General features: G+C 54.2%; 20 protein-coding genes and 5 tRNA genes. 1 reads left to right on the top strand and 24 read right to left on the bottom strand.

The features are described 5' to 3' along the window. Positions 1-21: 21 nt before the first annotated feature. The 12 genes from trxB to NSS83_RS20545 all read right to left on the bottom strand — a co-directional run bounded on the left by trxB (position 22) and on the right by NSS83_RS20545 (position 11,351). Positions 22-975 carry a thioredoxin-disulfide reductase gene (gene trxB, locus NSS83_RS20600; RefSeq protein WP_341346366.1) on the bottom strand — a complete coding sequence of 318 codons (954 nt, stop codon included), beginning with the start codon at positions 973-975 and terminating at the stop codon, positions 22-24. Positions 976-1,023: 48 nt separating this feature from the next. After that, a complete protein-coding gene (locus NSS83_RS20595) occupies positions 1,024-2,472 on the bottom strand; it encodes a tetratricopeptide repeat protein (RefSeq protein ID WP_341346365.1) in 1,449 nt (482 codons plus the stop codon). Between the two features lie 257 nt (positions 2,473-2,729). Continuing rightward, positions 2,730-3,677, bottom strand: a complete 948-nt coding sequence (locus NSS83_RS20590) for a ribose-phosphate pyrophosphokinase (RefSeq protein WP_036690058.1) — start codon at positions 3,675-3,677, stop codon at positions 2,730-2,732. A gap of 22 nt (positions 3,678-3,699) precedes the next feature. Continuing rightward, positions 3,700-4,527, bottom strand: a complete 828-nt coding sequence (gene hisJ, locus NSS83_RS20585; RefSeq protein WP_341183092.1) for a histidinol-phosphatase HisJ — start codon at positions 4,525-4,527, stop codon at positions 3,700-3,702. Positions 4,528-4,541: 14 nt separating this feature from the next. Continuing rightward, positions 4,542-5,261 (bottom strand): bifunctional phosphoribosyl-AMP cyclohydrolase/phosphoribosyl-ATP diphosphatase HisIE, encoded by a 720-nt coding sequence (hisIE, locus tag NSS83_RS20580; protein WP_341183093.1) that lies wholly within the window; start codon positions 5,259-5,261, stop codon positions 4,542-4,544. Further along, positions 5,258-6,016 (bottom strand): imidazole glycerol phosphate synthase subunit HisF, encoded by a 759-nt coding sequence (gene hisF / locus NSS83_RS20575; protein ID WP_341183094.1) that lies wholly within the window; start codon positions 6,014-6,016, stop codon positions 5,258-5,260. Before hisF ends, hisIE begins: the two co-directional genes overlap by 4 nt. 25 nt (positions 6,017-6,041) lie before the next feature. Then, positions 6,042-6,791, bottom strand: coding sequence for a 1-(5-phosphoribosyl)-5-[(5-phosphoribosylamino)methylideneamino]imidazole-4-carboxamide isomerase (hisA, locus tag NSS83_RS20570; RefSeq protein WP_341183095.1), 750 nt, complete (start codon positions 6,789-6,791; stop codon positions 6,042-6,044). Between the two features lie 42 nt (positions 6,792-6,833). Beyond that, positions 6,834-7,454 carry an imidazole glycerol phosphate synthase subunit HisH gene (gene hisH, locus NSS83_RS20565; protein WP_341183096.1) on the bottom strand — a complete coding sequence of 207 codons (621 nt, stop codon included), beginning with the start codon at positions 7,452-7,454 and terminating at the stop codon, positions 6,834-6,836. 2 nt (positions 7,455-7,456) lie between these two features. After that, on the bottom strand, positions 7,457-8,068 hold the full coding sequence (gene hisB, locus NSS83_RS20560; RefSeq protein WP_341346364.1) for an imidazoleglycerol-phosphate dehydratase HisB: 612 nt from the start codon (positions 8,066-8,068) through the stop codon (positions 7,457-7,459). Next, positions 8,055-9,365, bottom strand: coding sequence for a histidinol dehydrogenase (gene hisD / locus NSS83_RS20555; RefSeq protein ID WP_341346363.1), 1,311 nt, complete (start codon positions 9,363-9,365; stop codon positions 8,055-8,057). The genes hisB and hisD overlap by 14 nt, the downstream gene beginning before the upstream one ends. A gap of 37 nt (positions 9,366-9,402) precedes the next feature. Then, a complete protein-coding gene (hisG, locus tag NSS83_RS20550; RefSeq protein WP_341183099.1) occupies positions 9,403-10,047 on the bottom strand; it encodes an ATP phosphoribosyltransferase in 645 nt (214 codons plus the stop codon). A gap of 86 nt (positions 10,048-10,133) precedes the next feature. Then, positions 10,134-11,351, bottom strand: a complete 1,218-nt coding sequence (locus NSS83_RS20545) for an ATP phosphoribosyltransferase regulatory subunit (protein WP_341183100.1) — start codon at positions 11,349-11,351, stop codon at positions 10,134-10,136. 254 nt (positions 11,352-11,605) lie between these two features. On the opposite strand from NSS83_RS20545, the gene gntK reads away from it, so the two are divergent. Then, on the top strand, positions 11,606-13,159 hold the full coding sequence (gene gntK, locus NSS83_RS20540) for a gluconokinase (protein ID WP_341183101.1): 1,554 nt from the start codon (positions 11,606-11,608) through the stop codon (positions 13,157-13,159). Positions 13,160-13,249: 90 nt separating this feature from the next. On the opposite strand, the gene NSS83_RS20535 is transcribed toward gntK, so the two are convergent. The 12 genes from NSS83_RS20535 to NSS83_RS20480 all read right to left on the bottom strand — a co-directional run bounded on the left by NSS83_RS20535 (position 13,250) and on the right by NSS83_RS20480 (position 20,698). After that, a complete protein-coding gene (locus NSS83_RS20535; RefSeq protein WP_341183102.1) occupies positions 13,250-14,407 on the bottom strand; it encodes an acyltransferase family protein in 1,158 nt (385 codons plus the stop codon). After that, complete coding sequence (locus NSS83_RS20530) at positions 14,407-14,898, bottom strand: acyltransferase (protein ID WP_341183103.1); 492 nt, start codon at positions 14,896-14,898, stop codon at positions 14,407-14,409. The genes NSS83_RS20535 and NSS83_RS20530 overlap by 1 nt, the downstream gene beginning before the upstream one ends. Beyond that, positions 14,895-15,554, bottom strand: a complete 660-nt coding sequence (gene ppaX, locus NSS83_RS20525) for a pyrophosphatase PpaX (RefSeq protein ID WP_341183104.1) — start codon at positions 15,552-15,554, stop codon at positions 14,895-14,897. Before ppaX ends, NSS83_RS20530 begins: the two co-directional genes overlap by 4 nt. Before the next feature lie 8 nt (positions 15,555-15,562). Continuing rightward, positions 15,563-16,594, bottom strand: coding sequence for a prolipoprotein diacylglyceryl transferase (gene lgt, locus NSS83_RS20520; protein ID WP_341346362.1), 1,032 nt, complete (start codon positions 16,592-16,594; stop codon positions 15,563-15,565). 12 nt (positions 16,595-16,606) lie between these two features. Beyond that, positions 16,607-17,545: an HPr(Ser) kinase/phosphatase gene (gene hprK, locus NSS83_RS20515; protein WP_036726232.1), complete on the bottom strand. Its 939-nt coding sequence runs from the start codon at positions 17,543-17,545 to the stop codon at positions 16,607-16,609. A gap of 229 nt (positions 17,546-17,774) precedes the next feature. After that, positions 17,775-18,896: a sn-glycerol-3-phosphate ABC transporter ATP-binding protein UgpC gene (gene ugpC, locus NSS83_RS20510; RefSeq protein ID WP_340750364.1), complete on the bottom strand. Its 1,122-nt coding sequence runs from the start codon at positions 18,894-18,896 to the stop codon at positions 17,775-17,777. A 109-nt stretch (positions 18,897-19,005) separates the two neighbouring features. After that, positions 19,006-20,088 (bottom strand): helix-turn-helix domain-containing protein, encoded by a 1,083-nt coding sequence (locus tag NSS83_RS20505; RefSeq protein WP_341346361.1) that lies wholly within the window; start codon positions 20,086-20,088, stop codon positions 19,006-19,008. A 165-nt stretch (positions 20,089-20,253) separates the two neighbouring features. Beyond that, positions 20,254-20,326, bottom strand: a tRNA-Lys gene (locus tag NSS83_RS20500). Between the two features lie 11 nt (positions 20,327-20,337). Beyond that, positions 20,338-20,420, bottom strand: a tRNA-Tyr gene (locus NSS83_RS20495). Positions 20,421-20,425: 5 nt separating this feature from the next. Then, positions 20,426-20,501: transfer RNA gene (locus NSS83_RS20490), tRNA-Phe, on the bottom strand. Positions 20,502-20,527: 26 nt separating this feature from the next. Then, a tRNA-Asp gene (locus NSS83_RS20485) sits at positions 20,528-20,605 on the bottom strand. A gap of 17 nt (positions 20,606-20,622) precedes the next feature. Next, positions 20,623-20,698 (bottom strand) — tRNA-Thr (locus NSS83_RS20480). Between the last annotated feature and the right edge of the window lie 20 nt (positions 20,699-20,718).

Raw genomic sequence — 20,718 nt, 5'->3', positions numbered from 1 at the left:
CGGGTAATTCTTGTAAACCCGTTATTTGTCCAGCGATTCGCTCCAGTCGTGCACCATCGTGCCTTCCAGGAACTTCTCGGCATCCATGGCGGCCATACAGCCGGTTCCCGCTGCTGATATCGCTTGACGGTAACGGGTATCCTGCACATCGCCGCAGGCGAATACACCAGGGATATTGGTCTCGGTAGTACCCGGGTTCACCACGATATAGCCATTAGCATCCGTATTGATCTGCCCGCCCAAGAAGGCTGTGTTCGGCGTGTGTCCAATGGCTACGAACACACCGTCTGCCTCTACCAGCTCTGTCAGACCTGTCTCATTATTAAGCACCGTAAGACCCTTCACTCCGGTCTCCCCTACCGCTACTTCCACCGGGGTGCGGTTCAAAGCCCAGGTTACCTTGCTGTTATCACGCGCCCGGTCCTGCATGATCTTCGAGGCACGCAGCTCGGGACGGCGGTGAACCAGCGTTACGCTGGACGCAAAGCGGGTCAGGAAGCTGGCTTCCTCCATGGCGGAGTCTCCGCCGCCGACGACGACAATCTTTTTATTACGGAAAAAGAAGCCGTCACAGGTCGCACAGGTGCTGACCCCGCGTCCCACATTCTCCTGCTCGCCCGGGATGCCCAGATATCTTGCAGAAGCCCCGGTTGAAATAATAACCGACTCTGCTTCCAGTACACCCATCCCGTCCACGGTTACCTTGAACGGGCGCTGTGAGAAGTCCACCGACTCCACCCAGCCGTTCTTGAATTCAGCGCCGAAGCGTTCCGCCTGCTTGCGCATATTGTCCATCAGGTCAGGACCCAGAATCCCTTCAGGGAAGCCTGGAAAGTTCTCCACTTCTGTCGTCGTTGTCAGCTGTCCTCCCGGCTGCAAGCCTTCAATTACCAGCGGGCTCAGGTTCGCACGCGCCAGATAAATCGCGGCAGTCAGCCCGGCCGGGCCTGTTCCGATTACAATCGTTTTGTACATTACATTGGCCTCCTTACAAGTGGTGTGTGTCTTAGAACAACAATGGCTTCAAATACGGGTAGTGGACGGCGTTAAGCCGCCGGTTCCGGGCAGTATCCCCTTGGGTCCGGGAGCAGCCACAGGCTCCTGCTCTTCACCCGGCGAGCTGCCGGCTTCATTCAGGTTCTCCCCGATCAGCCGCTGGAGGCTGAACAATGCTGCCTCCTGCAGGCGGTCCTCCTGCAGCGGCTCCTGCTCCAGAACTCCGCGCAGCACCTCGGACATCTCCTCGTCCTCAATCCAGCGAAGCGCCTCGGTCACCTGGAGCTTCGTAGCGGAATCGCCGTAGCGCAGCGCCCAGAAGAACGAGGCGCGCAGCAGCGGATTATTCCGCACTTCTTCAGTGAACCTGCCTGTATTGCCCTTCCACTGCTTCAGCTGCTCCTGGAAGGGCAGCTGATAATTATAGCTGACAGTAGGCATCGGATGGCCTTCTGCCCGGACCTGCTGGAGCTGGGACAGGAAGAACGCCGGGACAGCGGAAGCAGGGTCCAGCTTGGCTGCCTGTCTCCAGTAGCGCAGCGCCTCATCATGTCTTCCGCTATTGCTTGCCGCCGCCGCACAGTAATGATACAGGCCGGCGTCTCCGGCGACCTCCTCATCCTTCAGCAGACGGCGGAAATGGCTGTAAGCGGCGGTATGCCGGCCCAGGATACCCATGGTTGTAGCCATTTTGAATACATGCTCCTGATGGAACGGCACCGTTGCTTCAAGCATCCCCAGCAGCGTCTCAAGCTGCTCCTTGTCCCCTGCATACTGCAGGAAGATGGCCATATTGCACAGAGCGTGCAGATTGCCGGGGTCCTGCTTCAGCACCTCATTCAGACATTCCTTCGCCTTGGCAAACCGGCCCATATAGAAATGGGCAAGTGCCAGATTATTATGCGCAGCCAAAAAATCCGGAGTGCTCGCAGTGATCTCCTCCAGCAGCTCTACAGCCTGAGGAAACTTGCCCTCCTCCAGCAGACTGCGCGCCCGGTCATGCTCTACAACTCCCTCACGGCTGCGGATACGCACCAGCGGAGCAGGCCGATTCAGCTCATATTGCAGGAGCTCCATCAGTTCTTCGGATTCGGTCATGAACTCGCCGTCTGCATCCTCTTCCAAGTAAATGACCAGCGAACGCTCCGCCTCTTCAAAGCTTTCCATATTAGCGAAGTTATTAGCCATATAGAAATGGCATTCCGTCATAGCGGGGTCGATCTTCTCCAAAACATGGATAAGAATCTCGTTAGATGCGGTATAATTGCCCATCTCAGATAATATACCCGCCATATTGCAATGATTCACCGGATTATCCGGCTCATATTCAACAGCTTTGCGAAAATTTCTTAATGCCTTATCATATTGAAAGCGGTCCAGCGACCGAACGGCTCTTTCAAAGAAAAAATTGGCATCCAGAGTGACCGGAATGATATTACTGTTCTCCGCGACATTCTCTGAAGTTCTCTCAATCATGGAAGCAAGGCACCTCCCTTTTGTCAGCTTCCCTAGCCTTACACCTTACCTGATCGTTTCCATTTATGGTCTCGGCTGTCTTCTTCACACAGTATACCACATGTGGCAACGAGATTCTCAATCTCAAGAGAGTGCTGACGGGAGGGAAAAGCTCAAGTGGAAACGGCTTTGCTGTCCTTTCAGGGACGGCACCCGTTTCAGCGAGAAATAGAAGGATTGGTTATCGTCATCTCATTCACAAAAAAAAGACGCGGGAGTTAAATCCCTGCGTCTCTAAACAGCTTATCTATGGAACCGCCCTCGATGATAATACGCGTGGCTTCAGCCAGCATGGGGGCTACCGAAAGCACTGCGAATCTGCTGGAATGCTCGTCCGGCAGGGCAATGGAATCGGTAATGACAATCTCGTCGATATTGGGATGGTCCATCCGCGCAAGCGCATCTCCGGAGAACAGTCCGTGTGTAGCACAGACGATGCTGTTCCGCGCACCCCGCTCCTTCAGGCCCTCCACCACATTGACGATAGTCGTTCCCGTATCAATAAGATCCTCGATAATGATCGGCGTCCTGCCTTCCACATCACCAATGACATGGGTGATCACCGATTCATTATGAGCCGGACGCTTCTTGATCATGATAGCGAACGGCGAATCCAGACGGCTGGCCAGCTTCTCCGCCATGGATGCGCGTCCCGCATCCGGGGAGACCACGACCAGATCAGTAAGACCCTTCACCTTCAGATAACCGCTGATCAGATCAAGTGCGGTCAGATGATCGACCGGAATATTGAAGAATCCCTGTATGGCTGCGGCATGCAGATCAATGGTAATTACGCGCGTTGCACCGGCGGTGGTCAGCACATCCGCTACCATTTTGGCCGAGATCGGCTCACGCGGTGCAGATTTGCGCTCCTGCCGGGCGTACCCGTAATAAGGAACGATAATATTCACCGTTCTGGCCGATGCACGCTTGGCGGCATCAATCATGACCAGCAGCTCTACAAACAGCTCGTTAATCGGATGAGCCAGGGATTGCACCAAAAATACGTCGCAGTTCCGGATGCTCTCTTCATAATGCACATAAATCTCGCCGCTTTTGAAACGGGTCAGCTTGATCTGGCCAAGCGGAGCACCAAGGCGCTCCGCAATATCAGCGGCAAGCTTCGGATTCGACGAACCGGAAAAAATCCGTAATTGATGATGCATAGTACCCTCCTGGGATTATAATTTATAATGCTAACGGCACATTGGTACGGCGGCGTCCTTCAAAGACGGCCAGTTCGCGGAAGCCGGTGCGCCAGAGCATGTCCCGGGCCTCTGGTAAGCCGTCTCCCAGCTTCATGGGATCATGCGCATCAGAACCAACCGTGAGCGGAATGCCCAGCGCAAGCGCCTGGACGAGCACATGCTCTGCCGGGAACATCTCGGCGCAAGGCTTGGTCAGCCCGGAAGCATTCAGCTCCATGGCGATTCCGCTGCGGGCGATGACCTTCAGCGTATCCAGCTCAAGCGCTCTGGCCTCGGCCAGGCCCTCCGGCGTCCGGGGGCCGTAACCGAACCTTTTGATGACGTCCATATGTCCTATAATATCATATAATCCCGATAACGCCGACTTCTGTACAGCATCATAATAACGGCGGTATACCGCCATTACATCCTGGCCTTCCCAGCCATGGGTCTGCCGGTGGTCGGTAATATCCCATTCTCCCAGGAAATGCACCGAACCAATCAGGTAATCCCATGGATAAGGTGCCAAAAGCTCGCGGATCTGTTCCTCATATCCCTCAATATAATCCGCCTCCAGCCCGACCCGCAGCTCAATCTTGCCCCGGTAGCGTTCCTTCAGCGTCAGGCATTCCTCCACATATCGCGGAAGCTCCGCAAGAGGCATAGCCATCTCGGGATAGTAGTGGTCCGGATCGACATGGATTAGCGGCAGATGATCCGACAGCCCGAGCTGCTCAAGCCCCAGAGCGATGCCCCGCTGCACATACTCCTCCAGCTTCCCGACCGCATGGCCGCAGCGTTCATGATGGGTATGATAATCGATGTGCATGCTGAAAGCTCCTCCTAATCGCGCCGCGGCCGTTCATGGCGGGCGCTTAGCTCTTCCAGAATCTCATCCAGCGGAAGCTTGCGCTCCTGCAGCAGCACGAGCAGGTGATAGATCAGATCGCTAACTTCCAGGCGCAGCTCGGCATTATCTTTGTTTTTGGCGGCAATGATCGTCTCGGAGGCTTCCTCACCGACCTTCTTCAGGATCTTGTCCACGCCCTTGTCAAACAGATAGGTGGTATACGCTCCCTCCGGACGGTTCACCTCACGCTCAGCAATGACACGCTCCAGCTCACCGAGTACCGCAAACCGGCCGCTCTCTGCTTCAGCAGCATTCACGGCAGCCCCGGCAGTCTCCGTTACGGTTGCCGGTGAATCTAGCGGAATCTCGCGGAAGAAGCAGCTGTTCTCCCCGGTATGGCAGGCCGGACCCTCCGGCACTACCTTCACCAGCAGCGTATCGCTGTCACAATCGTAATGGATCGAGGTGATCGCCTGGGTATTGCCGGACGTTCCCCCCTTATGCCACAGCTCGCTGCGCGAACGGCTCCAGAACCAGGTCTGGCCGCTCGTAAGTGAGCGCTGCAGCGATTCAGGGTTCATATAGGCGAACATTAATACCTCCAGCGTGCGTGCATCCTGAATGACAGCAGGCAGCAGGCCTGCTTCATTCCAGCGGATGCCGGACACTGCCTCCTGCTGGCTTAGTGCGATATCCTTCTTGTCCTCGCTCATCGGATCTCTACTCCTCTTTGCTTCAGATCAGCCTTCAGATCATGAATAGCAATCTCTTTATAGTGAAAAATGGTTGCCGCAAGTCCGGCATCTGCCCGGCCTTCCGTAAATACATCATAGAAATGCTCAATTTTCCCGGCCCCGCCGGAAGCAATGACAGGAATACTCAGCAGGTCGCTGACCGCCGCCGTCAGCTTCAGGTCGAAGCCGTCCTTGGTCCCGTCCGCATCCATACTCGTAAGCAGAATCTCCCCGGCTCCCAGCCGCTCAGCTTCCTTGGCCCAGTTCAAGGCCCGGATACCCGTGGGCGTACGTCCACCGTGCGTATACACTTCCCATTCGCCCCAAGCCTCATTATATTTGGCATCCATCGCCACAACAATGCATTGGGAGCCGAAGTGACGGGCCCCTTCCAGAATCAGCTGGGGGTTATTTACAGCGGCTGTGTTGATGCCGATCTTGTCCGCTCCGGCACGCAGAATCCGCTTCATATCATCAGGGGTCGAGATTCCGCCGCCCACCGTGAAGGGAATGGCAATCTCACCTGCCGTCTGCCGCACCACTTCAATCATGGTCGCCCTGCCTTCCACAGAAGCGGAAATATCGAGGAATACCAGCTCATCCGCTCCCTCGCGGTCGTACAGCGCCGCAAGCTCCACCGGATCTCCGGCATCGCGCAGATTCACAAAATTCACACCTTTTACCACACGCCCGTCCTTCACATCCAGACAGGGAATAATCCGTTTCGCCAACATGCCAAGACCCCTCCTTAGTATAGACTTACCGCAATCCGGAGGATTGGCCCAGGGTCTGCAGCGCTTCAGCCAGATTAATATTGCCGGTATACAGCGCCTTGCCCACAATCGCCCCGCCGATCCCGCTGCCGCTATGTAAGTTCAGGCGCTGCAGATCATTAAGACTGGTCACGCCGCCGGAGGCGATTACGCTGCGGCCGCTTGCCTTGGCCATAGACAGAATGCCTTCCACGTTCGGCCCCTGCATCATCCCGTCGCGGGAGATATCGGTATAGATGAAAGTCTCAGCGCCCTTGGCAGCCAGCTCTTTAGCCAGGTCTTCCGCGCGCACCTCCGAGGTATTAAGCCAGCCGTGGGTTGCCACGTAGCCGTTACGCGCATCGATACCGATGGCAACTTTGTCGCCGTATTTGGCAAGAACCGCTTCTGTAAAAGTCTGATCATTAATGGCTGCCGTCCCGATAATCACCCGGCTGACGCCGAGGTTCAGCAGCTTCTCGACATCGGCAAGTGTACGGAGACCGCCGCCGACCTGTACAGGAACATTCGCATGCTTAGCAATAGCTCCAATGATGGCATCATTCACAGGGCAGCCTGCTTTGGCTCCGTCCAGATCCACCAGATGGATATACTGCCCGCCTTGCTCTTCCCACGACTTAGCCACCTCTACCGGATTGTCGTTATAGATCGTCTCTTGGGCATAATCACCCTGCTGCAGCCGGACACACTTGCCGTCCCGGATATCAATCGCCGGATATAGGATAAAAGAAGACATGAATACTCCCCGCTTTCATTGCAAATTAGTGATTCAGGCAGGCTACGCCTGCTGTGCCTGGAGCCTCAGGAAATTACCCAGCAGCTTCATGCCAAGCTCCCCGCTCTTCTCCGGGTGGAACTGCATGCCGTAGACATTATCACGCCCCACGATAGCCGTTACGGGATGTCCATAGTCTGTGACGGCCAGCAGATCGCCGTCTGCCGCGAGTGCATGATAGGAGTGCACGAAGTATACATGGCTCTCTGAAAGGCCGTCCAGCAGCGGACTCTCCGGCTGGCGGAAGCTCAGCTTGTTCCAGCCCATATGCGGCACCTTATAGCCGTCCCGGGGGGCGAAGCGCACCACTGCGCCGGGCAGAAGCTCCAGCCCCTTATGCTCGCCATGCTCCTCGCTGCTGCTGAACAGCAGCTGCATTCCGAGGCAGATGCCCAGCACCGGCTGGCCCGCTGACGCTGCGGCCCGGACGACATCGTCCATTCCGCTCTCCCGTAAGTGCTCCATCGCATCGCCAAAGGCACCGACTCCCGGCAGTATAACACTGTCTGCCGCCAAGATCTCAGCGGCATCCGAGGTTACAAGACTCGTATACCCCAGCCGCTCTACGGCCTTGCTGACACTGTGCAGGTTGCCCATGCCGTAATCGACGATTGCAACGGCCATAACTACAGCACTCCCTTCGTTGAAGGCACGCCCTTCACCCGGGGATCTACGATCGTCGCTTCGTCCAGTGCCCGTCCCAGCGCCTTGAAGACCGCTTCAATCATGTGATGGGTATTGGTGCCGTAATGAACGATGACATGCAGCGTTATTCTCGCCTCCAGCGCGAACTTCCACAGGAATTCATGTACCAGCTCTGTGGAGAAGCTGCCTACCTGCTGGGAAGGATACGCTGCCCGGTATTCAAAATGCGGCCGGTTGCTGATGTCGATCACTACCTGGGCAAGCGCCTCATCCATAGGGACGAAGACACTGGCGTACCGCTTGATACCTTTTTTATCGCCAAGCGCTTCCCGCAGAGCCTGTCCGAGACAGATGCCGATATCCTCCACCGTATGGTGATCATCAATCTCGATATCTCCCCGTGCCTGCACAGAGAGGTCAAACTGTCCATGCTTCGTGAACAGATCCAGCATATGATTCAGGAACGGCACATCGGTCTCCAGTTCGGAGACCCCGCTGCCGTCCACGGCAAAGGTTAGCTTAATGTCCGTTTCATTGGTTGTACGGCTAAGTCCGGCCTTACGCAGCGCCGAATCGTTGTTATTGTTCTCCATTTGTGCCTCCACCTTTCGCTTCGTTCGTAAGCCGGATTTCGATGGCGCGTGCATGGCCTTCCAGGCCCTCGCGCCGGGCAAGCTCCATAATCGCCGCCCCGTCCCGCAGCAGCGCTTCCTTGCTGTAATAGATCAGGCTGGACTTCTTGATGAAGTCGTCCACATCTACAGGGGAGGAGAACCGTGCTGTGCCATTCGTCGGTATAATATGGTTCGGTCCGGCGAAGTAGTCACCGACCGGCTCCGAGCTGTACGGCCCGAGGAAGATCGCCCCGGCGTTCTCAATTGCGCCGGTCAGCCCCATCGGGTCGTTCACCACAATCTCCAGATGCTCCGGCGCCAGCCGGTTCACCACGGAGATGCCCTCCTCAAGCGAGTCTACGACGATAATCGCGCCGTAGTTCTCTACCGAGGCCCGCGCGATTTCCTCGCGCGGCAATGCCTGCAGCTGCCGCTCGACCTCGGCAGCCACCGCCTCCGCGAGACGCTGCGACGGCGTCACGAGGATCGCCGACGCCATCTCGTCGTGCTCGGCCTGCGAGAGCAGGTCGGCCGCGATGTAGGCGGCCTCGGCGGTATCGTCGGCGAGCACGACGATCTCGCTCGGTCCGGCGATGCTGTCGATGTCGACAGCGCCGTAGACCTCGCGCTTGGCCAGGGCCACGTAGATGTTCCCTGGCCCGCAGATCTTATCGACCGGCACGATGGATTCCGTGCCGAAGGCGAGGGCGGCGATCGCCTGCGCGCCGCCCACGCGGTAGATCTCGTGTACGCCCGCTTCAGCGGCGGCCACGAGAATATAAGGATCAATGCCTTCGGAGCCGCCCGTCGAAGGCGGCGTCACCATCACGATCTCCGGCACCCCCGCGATCTGTGCCGGTATCACGTTCATCAGCACCGAGGACGGGTAGGCCGCCTTGCCGCCGGGAACATAGACGCCCACACGCTTCAGCGGGCGGATGATCTGCCCGAGGATCGTGCCGTCAGGCTGCAGATCCATCCAGGAATTGCGTTTCTGCCGCGCATGGAACGCACGAATATTCACGGCTGCTGCGCGAATCGCCGTCACGAAGGACTCCTCTACCCGGCCATAGGCGGCCTCTAGCTCCTCCGGCGTTACGCGCAGCTGCGCTGGCGTAAGTACAGCGCCATCGAAGCGCTCCGTATACCGGAGCAGCGCCGCGTCGCCTTCCCGCTTGATATTGGCCACGATTTCACGTACGGCCTTGTTCTGCTCCGGCGTGCCGTATTCCACCTCACGCTGCAGCTTAAATTCCTTACTGGACTGGATCTTCACCGCCGCTTCCCCCTTGAGCTCTATAGTTTTGCTTATATTAGTTTACCTGCAATCCCGGTTCTGCAATCACAGCCTGCAGCCGGTCGCACAGCTGCTGAATCTCCGCATTCTTCATCCGGTAGCTCACCCGGTTCGCCACCAGGCGGCTGGTGATCTCGAAGATGCTCTTCATCTCCACCAGACCGTTATCCTTCAGCGTCTGGCCGGTCTCAACCATATCCACGATCCGGTCAGCCAGCCCGATCAGCGGTGCCAGCTCGATGGAGCCGTTCAGCTTCACAACCTCCACCTGCTGGCCTTGCTCACGGAAATACCGCGAAGCCACGTTCGGGTACTTGGTAGCTACCCGTTGCTGAATACCCGGCTGCCAGTTCGGAAGCCCGATAATCGACATCCGGCAGCGGGCGATCCCGAGATCAAGCAGCTCGTACACATCGCGGCTCTCCTCCAGCAGTACATCTTTGCCGACAATCCCGATATCCGCCACTCCATATTCTACATACGTGGGCACATCCACCGGCTTCGCCAGGATGAACTCCATTCCGGCCTCCGGCAATGAAATCACCAGCTTGCGCGACTCTTCTCCATCCGGAGGAATCGGCAGTCCCGCCTGGCGGAACAGCTCTGCCGCTTTATTATAAATCCGGCCTTTCGGCATGGCTACCTTAAGAATCTGTGCCATTAATACCCGCCCCCGTTTCGTATTTCCGCTTCTTTAACATCTGCTTCTATATGACATCATGTTTCCATTTCGTAATTTTGCTCCGTTCACCCATGCTCGCTGACAAACGACACGAAGGTGTAGATCTCGCCGTACAGCTCGCCCTCTGCCTGAATAGTATCCGCATCCAGCCGCTTCACGGTCTTCAGCTCCTCCGGACCGGCCGCCAGCCGCGTGACCACAACATGCCCTTCCGACCGCAGCCTCGCTGCTTCGGCAAAACCCTCTTGGCGCCGCAGTGCATCGTACTGGACCAGAATCGGCAGCTCTTCCTCTTCCGGAAGCCCGGAGACTCCATCCAAAATACGGTTGGTCTTTAGAGAGAAGCCGGTGGAGGGAATCGGACGCCCGAATTGCTGCAGCAGGTTGTCATACCGGCCGCCGCTGCATACCGGGAAGCCCAGCTCGGAAGCGTACCCCTCGAAGGTCATGCCTGTATAGTAAGAGAAATCACCGATCATCGTCAGATCAATCAGCACATGCTGCGAGACACCATAAGCCACCAGTACCTCCCATACTTTGCACAGATGCTCGATCGACGCGCGCGCCAGCGGATGGTTGCTCAGCTCCAGCGCCTGTCCGCAGATCTCCTTCCCGCCGCGCAGCCGCAGCAGTCCGTCCAGCTCCTGCTTTTGTGCAGTGGATAGCTCAAGACGCCGCAGCGTCTCGCGGAAGGCTACATAATCGCGGCTGAGCAGATGGCTCTTCAGCTCCTCTTGAGCCTGCGGCAAGCCCGATACCGCCTCCTGGAAGAGGCCGTCAAGGAAACCGACATGTCCAATTGCAATTTTAAAAGACTTTACGCCCGCTGCCTGCAGGGAAGCAATCGCCAGCGCGACTACCTCCGCGTCAGCCTCCGGTGAATCATCACCGACAAGCTCCACACCGGTCTGAAAAAATTCTGCCTCCCGTCCGGCCTCTTCTTCAATCGCCCGGAAGACGTTGGCATGGTAGGACAGACGCAGCGGCAGCGGCTCATCCTTCAATAGAGAGGAGACCACACGGGCTACAGGTGCCGTCATCTCTGAGCGCAACACCAGCGCCTGCCCACGGTTGTTAAGCAATTTATACAGCTTCTGATCGGAGGTAGAGCTGGCTACACCGACCGTATCGTAATATTCAAGAGTAGGCGTAATCATCTGCCGGTAGCCCCAGCGGCTCATACAGTGAAGTACATCCTTCTCGATCTTGCGCAGCTTCGTTACCGCACGCGGGAGATAATCTCTTACGCCGGCAGGCTTTTCAAATCCCTTTGGTTTGGCCATCTTCATTGTTCACCTCATCGGATATGTTGAAGGGTATCATTAAATGCTTTATCATGGTAAAGTGGTAGCAAAGTAAAGTAGTGGCAATATCGTATCACGGACTATCCTTTTGCGTCAACAATTCGCTTGAATTCCAGAGTTCCTTTTGCCACCGGGATAAGCGGCGAATATAATAGGTTAATATGATTGTACTTTATTTCCTCCATGAAGTATTCCCGGTATCTAATTCAGAAGCAGAAAGAAGGACTGACGGCTTGAGTACATCCTATATGATTGGCGTTGATATTGGAACCACCAGCACGAAGGCTGTCCTCTTTAAGGAGAACGGAACGATTGTCGCTCAGAGCAATCAGGGCTATCCGCTGCATCAGCCCTCCCCCTCTGTCGCAGAACAGGACCCGGAGCAGATTCTGGAAGCCGTAATTCATACCATAGCAGCGGTCATGCAGGAGAGCCTTGCCGCACCTGAAGACATTCTGCTGGTCTCGTTCAGCTCCGCTATGCATAGCGTCATTGCTGTAGATCCTGCGGGTAAGCCGCTGACCGCCTGCATTACCTGGGCCGATAACCGGAGCAGCCGCTGTGCCCGGCGGTTGAAGGACGAACTGAACGGACATGAGCTGTACCTGCGGACAGGAACGCCCATACACCCTATGTCTCCAATCACCAAGCTGATGTGGCTGGGCGAGGAGCAGCCCGAGCTGTTCCGTCAGACCTACAAGTTCATCTCTATCAAAGAATATATCTTCTTCCGGCTGTTCGGCGAATATGTAATTGACCATTCCATCGCCTCTGCCACCGGCATGTTCAATCTGGAGAAGCTCGATTGGGACGAGGAGGCGCTCCAGATTGCCGGTGTTACTCCGGAGCGCCTATCCCGTCCGGTCCCGACCACTCATATCCTGCAGGGACTGCTCCCAGAGCTTACCGGAAAGCTTGGTCTGCTCACAGACACTCCATTTATAGTAGGCGCCAGTGACGGCGTTCTGTCTAACCTGGGCGTAGGGGCCATGGAGCCGGGGGTAATCGCTGCAACGATAGGCACAAGCGGTGCCATCCGTACTGTAGTTGACCATCCGCTGACCGATCCCAAAGGACGGATATTCTGCTACGCCCTGACAGACAAGCATTGGGTAATCGGCGGCCCTGTGAATAACGGAGGAATGCTCTTCCGCTGGGTGCGTGATGAGTTCGCCGCCTCTGAAGTAGAGACCGCGAAGCGCCTGGGCATTGATCCCTACGAAGTATTAACCAGGATCGCTGAGCAAGTGCCGCCCGGCAGTAACGGACTGCTCTTCCATCCGTATCTGACCGGAGAACGCGCACCACTGTGGAATCCCGATGCCCGCGGCTCCTTCTTCGGGCTAAGCATGAATCACCGCAAGGAGCATATGATCCGTGCGGTACTGGAAGGTGTCATCTTCAATATGTACACCGTATTACTGGCCATGGAGGAATGCATCGGCGAGCCCGTTAGAATCCTGGCAACTGGCGGCTTCGCCCGCTCGGCGCTATGGCGGCAGATGATGGCGGATATTTTCGATCAGGAGGTGGTGGTCCCGGAGAGCTTCGAGAGCTCTTGCCTCGGCGCAGTCGTCCTGGGATTATACGCCATCCGGCGGATTGATTCCTTCGATGCTGTCTACAGCATGATTGGCTCCACTCACCGGCATGAGCCGGTTACTGCCCACGCCAAAGCCTACAAACAGCTTCTGCCTATCTTCATCTCCGTATACCGCAGCCTGGAGGATCAGTATCAGGCAATCGCCGACTTCCAGCGCGAGCAAGCCGGGGAACAGCCCAGCTAACATAATCTTCAGACGCCTGCTTACAGCAAAGCGCCGGACAGCCGCATCTGCGGCCAGCCGGCGCTTTCAATATATTAACTAAGCCAAAGTCTACACTGTCGCCTTTGGCGCTGCTGCCGGCTTCTGCGGTGCAGAGCCAAACACCATCCAGGCCGGCTTCACATAACGGAAGGCAAGTGCAACCACCAGCCAGGAGCCCAGAAGGGCCACCAGCCAGCCGCCCGCTATTGCTGCTGTATAGGCCAGCGATCCGCCGTGGAACGGCAGCTTCCGGTACATGAACAGCAGCAGCGGATGGAGCAGATAGATACCGAAGGAGCACGCCCCGGCCGAGAGCAGCAGTCTGGTCAGCACGCTGCGTCCTGCCCCGTACAGCAGGAAGGACAGCTGGAACAGTACCAGACAAGAGAGCAAGGCATGCAGGTTCGAGAACCCTTCATACCACAGACTGTTGATTACTGTTTTCTTCGTATAGTTGTTATACCACAATACCACATGGTAAGCCCCGGCAGCGGCCCATAACAGCCACAGTACCATCCAGCCCATACCTTTACCTGAGCGCCAGCCTTCGCGGGAGGGAACCAGCCACTTTTTCAGAGAGCTGTAGTAGATCGCAATCGCCGCACCAAGCAGGAAATACGAGAAATACGTAATGGCCAGACTCCCCTTGGACAACTGCCAATACCCGTGGTTCACCATATATTTGTTAAGCAGCACGAAGCCCCACTGTAACGCAAGTCCAATCACTGGTGCCCAGGCCGCGAGATGCCGCACTTTCTGCAGGCACCAGAGTATCAGCGGGAACAGCAGATAGAACTGGATAATGATGATGATATAGTAGAGATGCGTATACGCCGTACCCGTCCATAGATACTTGAAGAACTTCCCGCCCATCTCCTGAAGAGGCATCCCCCAGGTATGACCGGCCGTCATTTTGAGTCCAAAATAAAGCACCGTAAACACAAGATAAGGCACAATAATATAGATTAGCCTGCGGCTGTAGAATTTGGCCAGTACCTTCCCGCCTAGCGGACGGTCAATATAATTGTAAAACAGGACGAACCCGCTTAAGAATATAAAGGAAGGCACTGCAAACTGGCTGAACTTATTTATGAACAGAAACGGAGGGAACATGGAAGTGCCCAGTGTCTCAGCCAATGTGCGTGAAGTGGCATGAATGGCGATCACCGCAAAAATAGCGATTGCCCGAAAAATATCAAGCTGTGGTATTCTTTCCTTTTGAGCCATTATGATTCCTCCTGTTTACGCAGATCGCGGAGCGGATTCCCGCCGACGAACGAACCAGCAGCAACATCCTTGTGAACCACCGATCCCGCGGCAACCGTAGCCCCATCCCCAATCGTAACCCCAGGGAGAATAGTCGTGTTAGCCCCAATCATTACATTCTCTCCGATAATAACTTCACCCAGCCGGTACTCCTTGATGAGATACTCATGGGCCAGGATCGTAGTGTTATAGCCGATAACCGTATTCTCCCCGATAGAGATCTTCTCCGGAAAAAAAACATCCACCATCGCCATAAGCCCAAACGCAGTGTGCTTGCCTATCTTCATCCCGAGCACCCGGCGGTAAATCCAGTTCTTGAGCGGCAGAATCGGGCAATAACGGGCAATCTGGATAAAAATAAAATTGCGCACACCCTTCCATGGGCTGACCGTACGGTAAATATGCCAGAGCGCATTATGCCCCTCCACGGGATAACGGGTTATCTTTCTCACGGTTGCATAGTCTCCTGCTCTACAATAGAGTACAAGTCCTTCATCTCCTGGATGATGTAATCCGGTTCATAGGTGCGCAGCACAGCTTCACCCTTAAGCGACCAGGCCACAGCGGCTACACGAACACCTGCTGCCTTCGCAGACTGAATATCAACAGCACTGTCGCCTACCATCAGTGTCTTGGCCGGATCAACACCCAGATTGGCAACTGCCGTGAGCACTGGCTCCGGATGCGGCTTCGGATGAGTCACATCATTCACCGTAACAATCGTCTCCATATATTTCAGCAGATCGAACATCTCCAGCGACTTCAATGTGTTAGGCCGGATCTTGGTGGTCACCACCCCAAGCTTGATTCCCCGGCGCTGCAGCTCCTCCATCGTCTCATTCACATGGGGAAAAGCGCGGACCAGCTCATCATGATGCGCATTGTTGTACGAACGGTAGGACCGTTCCAGCACTTCTATATCCTTCAGCTCCAGGCCGGAGAACGCGCCTAGCTGCTGCTGAAGTGTAGTCCCCATCAGGGGAATGATCTGTTCCCGGGTCAGAACCGGCAGATGATTCTCCTTCAGCGCATGCATGAATGAATTAAGAATCAGCTCATTCGTATTCACAATCGTTCCGTCCAGATCAAATAACACGCATTCTATCATTGATTGTATTACTCCTTTGTTTCCTTATCTTCAGAGGGATCTTCCACCGGCTGAACAGGCTGAGAAGGCTTCTGAGGCGTATTAGCAGCACTCTCTGGAACCACAGCATCCGCTGCCGCCGGTTTGGTGCTGATGATCGGGTCCATGTAATGATCCTTCGGCTGACCGCTTACCCGCCGTACAATAATCAGCGCAATGGCAGCTACAATAATGAGCAGCGCGAGCAGTTGAGAGATACGGATATTTCCGTAAGCCGGATCAAGATATCCTTGCTCGAAGCCCATCCACTTCATCGGACTCCATAGCCCGTTAATGAAGGATGCCACACCGCTGCTGCCGTCAAAGGCAAGGCTGTCCGTACGCAGAGCTTCAATGAAGAAGCGGCCGATGGAGTACCAGATGAAGTAAGACATGAAGATTTCTCCGGCACGTACGAACTTCTGGCGGCGCAGCACCAAGAGGAGCAAAATGCCCAACAGACTCCAGAGTGATTCGTACAGGAAGGTCGGATGGTGAAAAGCATCCCCTATGTACATTTGATTAACGATAAAGTCCGGCAAATGCAGCTTATCCCGCAGGAACGATTCCTCTACCACGCCGCCATAGGCTTCCTGGTTGATGAAATTTCCCCAGCGGCCGATCATCTGGCCGGCAAGCAGTCCCGGAGCACAGATATCAACGATACGCCAGAACGGGTAGCCTTTATAGCGGAAGTAAATAATCGCGCAGATAATCGCACCGATTAAGGCGCCATAAATCGCAATACCGCCATTCCAGACCTTGAAGATATCGAGCAGGTTATCCTTATAGTCTTCCCACTTGAAAGCTACGAAATATAGACGCGCCCCAATAATAGCCGATGGCAAGCCCAGCAGCAGCATATCCATGAAGAACTCCTGTGGAATGTTGAAGCGTTTGCCTTCTTGAATACACAGGAACAGCCCGGTAAGCGCGCCAAGACCCAGAATCAGGCCATACCAGTGAACCGGCAGAGAACCAATCGAGAAGACAATCGGGTCAATCGCTAGTGAATAAAACATGCTCTCACACTCCTAATCCAGATCATCCATATCTTCAGAGATGGTGGCGGTAAGTTTATTCGTAAATTGCAGCGCGGCATTGAAGCCCATTTGCTTGAGCCGGTAATTCATCGCTGCCACCTCGATAATGACAGCGAGGTTACGTCCCGGACGGACAGGGATAGTAACCAGCGGCACATCGGTATCAATAATCCGTGTAGTCTCCTCATCCAGTCCCAGACGGTCATACTGCTTGTCCTGCTGCCAGGCTTCCAGTCTGACCACCAGAGTAATCCGCTTATGATTACGGATAGCGCCTGCCCCAAACAGCGTCATAACATTAATAATCCCGACGCCGCGGATCTCCAGCAGGTGACGGATCAATTCCGGTGCGGTACCATGAAGCTGATTATCCGAAGTCTGGCGAATTTCCACCGCATCATCGGCAATCAGACGATGACCGCGTTTAACCAGTTCCAGCGCGGTTTCACTTTTACCAATGCCGCTGGTACCTGTAATCAGCATCCCTACTCCATACACATCACAGAGAACACCATGAATTGTTGCTGTCGGTGCCAGTCTGCCCTCAAGAAAGCTGGTCAGTCTGCTTGAGAAAATCGTCGTCGCCATCGAGCTGCGCAGCACAGGAAGTCCCTTCTCGTTGCTGATGTCTACAAGCTCCTGGGGAACATCCAGCGCGCGGGTAATGACGATGCACGGGGTATTGTCGTTACAGATACCGCGTACCCGGCTTTTCCGTTCTTCCTCTGAGAGCATAGAGAAAAAAGCCAGCTCTGTTTTGCCTAGTAGCTGCACACGTTCTTCCGGATAATATTCGAAATAACCGGCCATTTCCAGCCCGGGACGGTTCAAATCATCCACTGTAATCGGTCTCTTCAGACCTTCATGTCCGGATACTACCTCTAATTGAAAATGCTGCACCAATTCTGATACTTTTACCTTCTTAGCCATATATGTCCGTCCTTTCGTCACCCGCGGCTCATGCCGCTTCCCCGCATACCGGTTACATCTTTATCCATTCCAGCTACAGGTAATTCTCCTGCTATCTTAATGGATTATGCCAGTGAATGCAATCTTAACCCCAGCGGTTATCATTCCATTCCACCATGATCATTACAAGAAAAAGCCGCCTAACCAGGCGGCTTTCTTCATTATAAACTATGTTCACCCTGCAGAGATCTTATCCCAGCAGAACGTTAAGTTCGGATTCTTTATCGAAGATGTGGACTTTGTTCATGTCAATGGCCAATCTAGGCTTGCTGCCTTCACGGGTAGTGGAACGTCCATCTACACGCGCAATTACAGTGTTATTGCCAAGACCGCTCAAGTAGAGGAGCATTTCATGACCAAGGTTTTCCGTAACATCAACCATCGAAGTGAAAATTGTGTTAGGGGAAGCTTCCAGGAATACTGGCTCTTCATGAATGTCTTCTGGACGAACGCCCATGATTACATCTTTACCGATGAAGCCTTTGTTACGCAGGATTGTAGCTTTGCCGCCTGGAACTTCAACATCAAGATTCTCTGCACGGAAACGGACAGCGCCGTTCAATTCGGAAAGAGTACCGTTGATAAAGTTCATGGTAGGGGAACCGATAAATCCGGCTACGAACAGGTTCGTAGGCTCATTGTACAGTTCTTCAGGGGAAGCTGCCTGCTGGATGATACCATCGTACATAACTACGATACGGTCACCCATCGTCATGGCTTCTGTCTGGTCATGCGTTACATAGATACAAGTGGTTTCAAGACGCTTAACCAGCTTAGTGATTTCAGCACGCATTTGACCACGAAGTTTAGCATCCAAGTTGGAAAGAGGCTCATCCATCAAGAAGACTTGTGGATCACGGACGATAGCGCGGCCTAGAGCGACACGTTGACGTTGACCACCGGACAGTGCCTTAGGTTTACGATCCAGCAAGTGCTCGATATCCAGGATTTTCGCTGCTTCGCGTACTTTCTTGTCGATTTCTTCTTTCTTCACTTTGCGCAGTTTCAGACCGAAAGCCATGTTCTGATATACACTCATGTGCGGGTACAAGGCGTAGGATTGGAATACCATCGCGATATCACGGTCTTTAGGAGCAACGTCATTCACTACACGGTCACCAATGTACATTTTACCTTCAGAGATTTCTTCCAGACCAGCGATCATACGCAGGGTTGTGGATTTACCGCAACCGGAAGGACCAACCAGTACGAGGAATTCCTTATCTTTAATATCAAGATTGATATCGATTACTGTTGCTTTATCGGAACCCGGGTATTTTTTGAAAATATGCTCTAAACGTACGCCTGCCATTGTATTTCCCCCTCGAGTCTATTATTGGAATAGAAAATCAAACGCTTTCTTGTACACTTATCTTACCCCACAGCCGACCTCATGGCTATTTGCAAGGTTCACAAAAAACCTATTTTCTTTTCGTCACTTTATACAATAACATGGCAAGCTTCACAATAGCGGCATCCCCGAAGCTGCGGACATCAGCCCCTGTCTCCTGTTTGATTTTGTCCAGCCTGTAGAGCAGAGTGTTACGGTGAATGTACAGTTTTTTGGCGGTTTCACTAACATTGCAGTCCATTTCAAAGAAAGTCTCCAGCGTCAGCAGCATTTCCTTATCCGCCAGTACCGCCGTGTAATCACCGATCTGGCCCAGCAGCTGTCTTCGCCGGTCATCCGGAATACTGTTAACCAGCCGCTCCATGTGCAGCTCCCACGGCAGATGAATATAATCCCCTACCTGGAAGATGCGTCCAAGAAGAATAGTCTCCCGCAGCAAGGCCACAGCTCCTGTCAGACCTTTAACCGGAATAATGGCAGGAGAGACCGCGAGATGAAAGACGCCAACCCACTCGCTGGCAATCAGTTCATGTAACCCCATAGAAGTCTGTGACAGCAAATCCTCAGCACTCTCTTCCTCATCCTCTTTATCATCTCCGCCTGTGAGGAGTTCCTTACGGGCTAAAATTAACCATTCCTTATCCTGCAGGGGAACCAGCAATACATCATTCTCAAAATAACTGCGCAGCAGCTTCATTAAGGAGCGATACGTCATTTGCGGATTATGAACATTCTCACTTACCAGCATGAAGGGAATCATATCCCCGAACAGCCGGCCCTTCAGTGAGATTTCATCCGGGATCTCCGCATCGTCCTTCTCCTGCTCCAGTTGAGCGTTCAGCCATCCGCTAAGCTGCCTCGCCTCCATCTCTCCTTCTTCCTTGAATCCGGTTGCCTTCAGTGCTACCGCAAAATTGCGCCCAGCATAATTCACCAGCTGCAATTCGAGCGGAGACAGCCCCTCTGTCTCCACCCACACTGCTGTAACACGGCCATCATTCTCATAGAGGGGAAGCCACAGATATCCCTCATGAATGACCGGCAATTCCTGATCCTTGTCCGTACCTATGCCAAAAAGTGAAGCGGAATGCTGCCTGCCCAGCTGTTTGATTCCGGTCCTCTTTCCGGTGAGTTGCTCCAATTTTTGACGCAAACCCTCACTATCCATCATCACCATTCTCCACCACTTTTGCTTTTTTCGCTTATTTTATCATATTTTGCTGTAAAATGCGGAATTTGCGCTTATGAGCATGCTTGAATCATGTATCAAAATACAAAAAAAGCCACCACTCAAAAGTGATGACCGTTTGGCTTAAGATGAGCCATGAAGGACTCGAACCTTCGACACCCTGATTAAAAGTCAGGTGCTCTACCAACTGAGCTAATGGCTCCTAAAAAGGGATGGAGGCTGATGGATTCGAACCACCGAACACGTACGTGAGCAGATTTACAGTCTGATGCGTTTGGCCACTTCGCTAAGCCTCCATGTATGGTGGCGCGGGAGGGAATCGAACCCCCGACACAAGGATTTTCAGTCCTTTGCTCTACCGACTGAGCTACCGAGCCATGAAAAAAGCCTAAAAACAAAAAAATGGCGGAACCGACGGGATTCGAACCCGCGATCTCCTGCGTGACAGGCAGGCATGTTAGGCCAACTACACCACGGTTCCACAATTAGTTGTAAAAATGGTGCCGGCGAGAGGACTTGAACCCCCAACCTACTGATTACAAGTCAGTTGCTCTACCAGTTGAGCTACACCGGCACGGTGTAAGGTATTAGATC

Source organism: Paenibacillus sp. FSL H3-0469, from assembly GCF_038051945.1.
Lineage (GTDB): Bacteria > Bacillota > Bacilli > Paenibacillales > Paenibacillaceae > Paenibacillus_AQ.
This window is presented reverse-complemented; position numbering and strand designations above follow the sequence as displayed.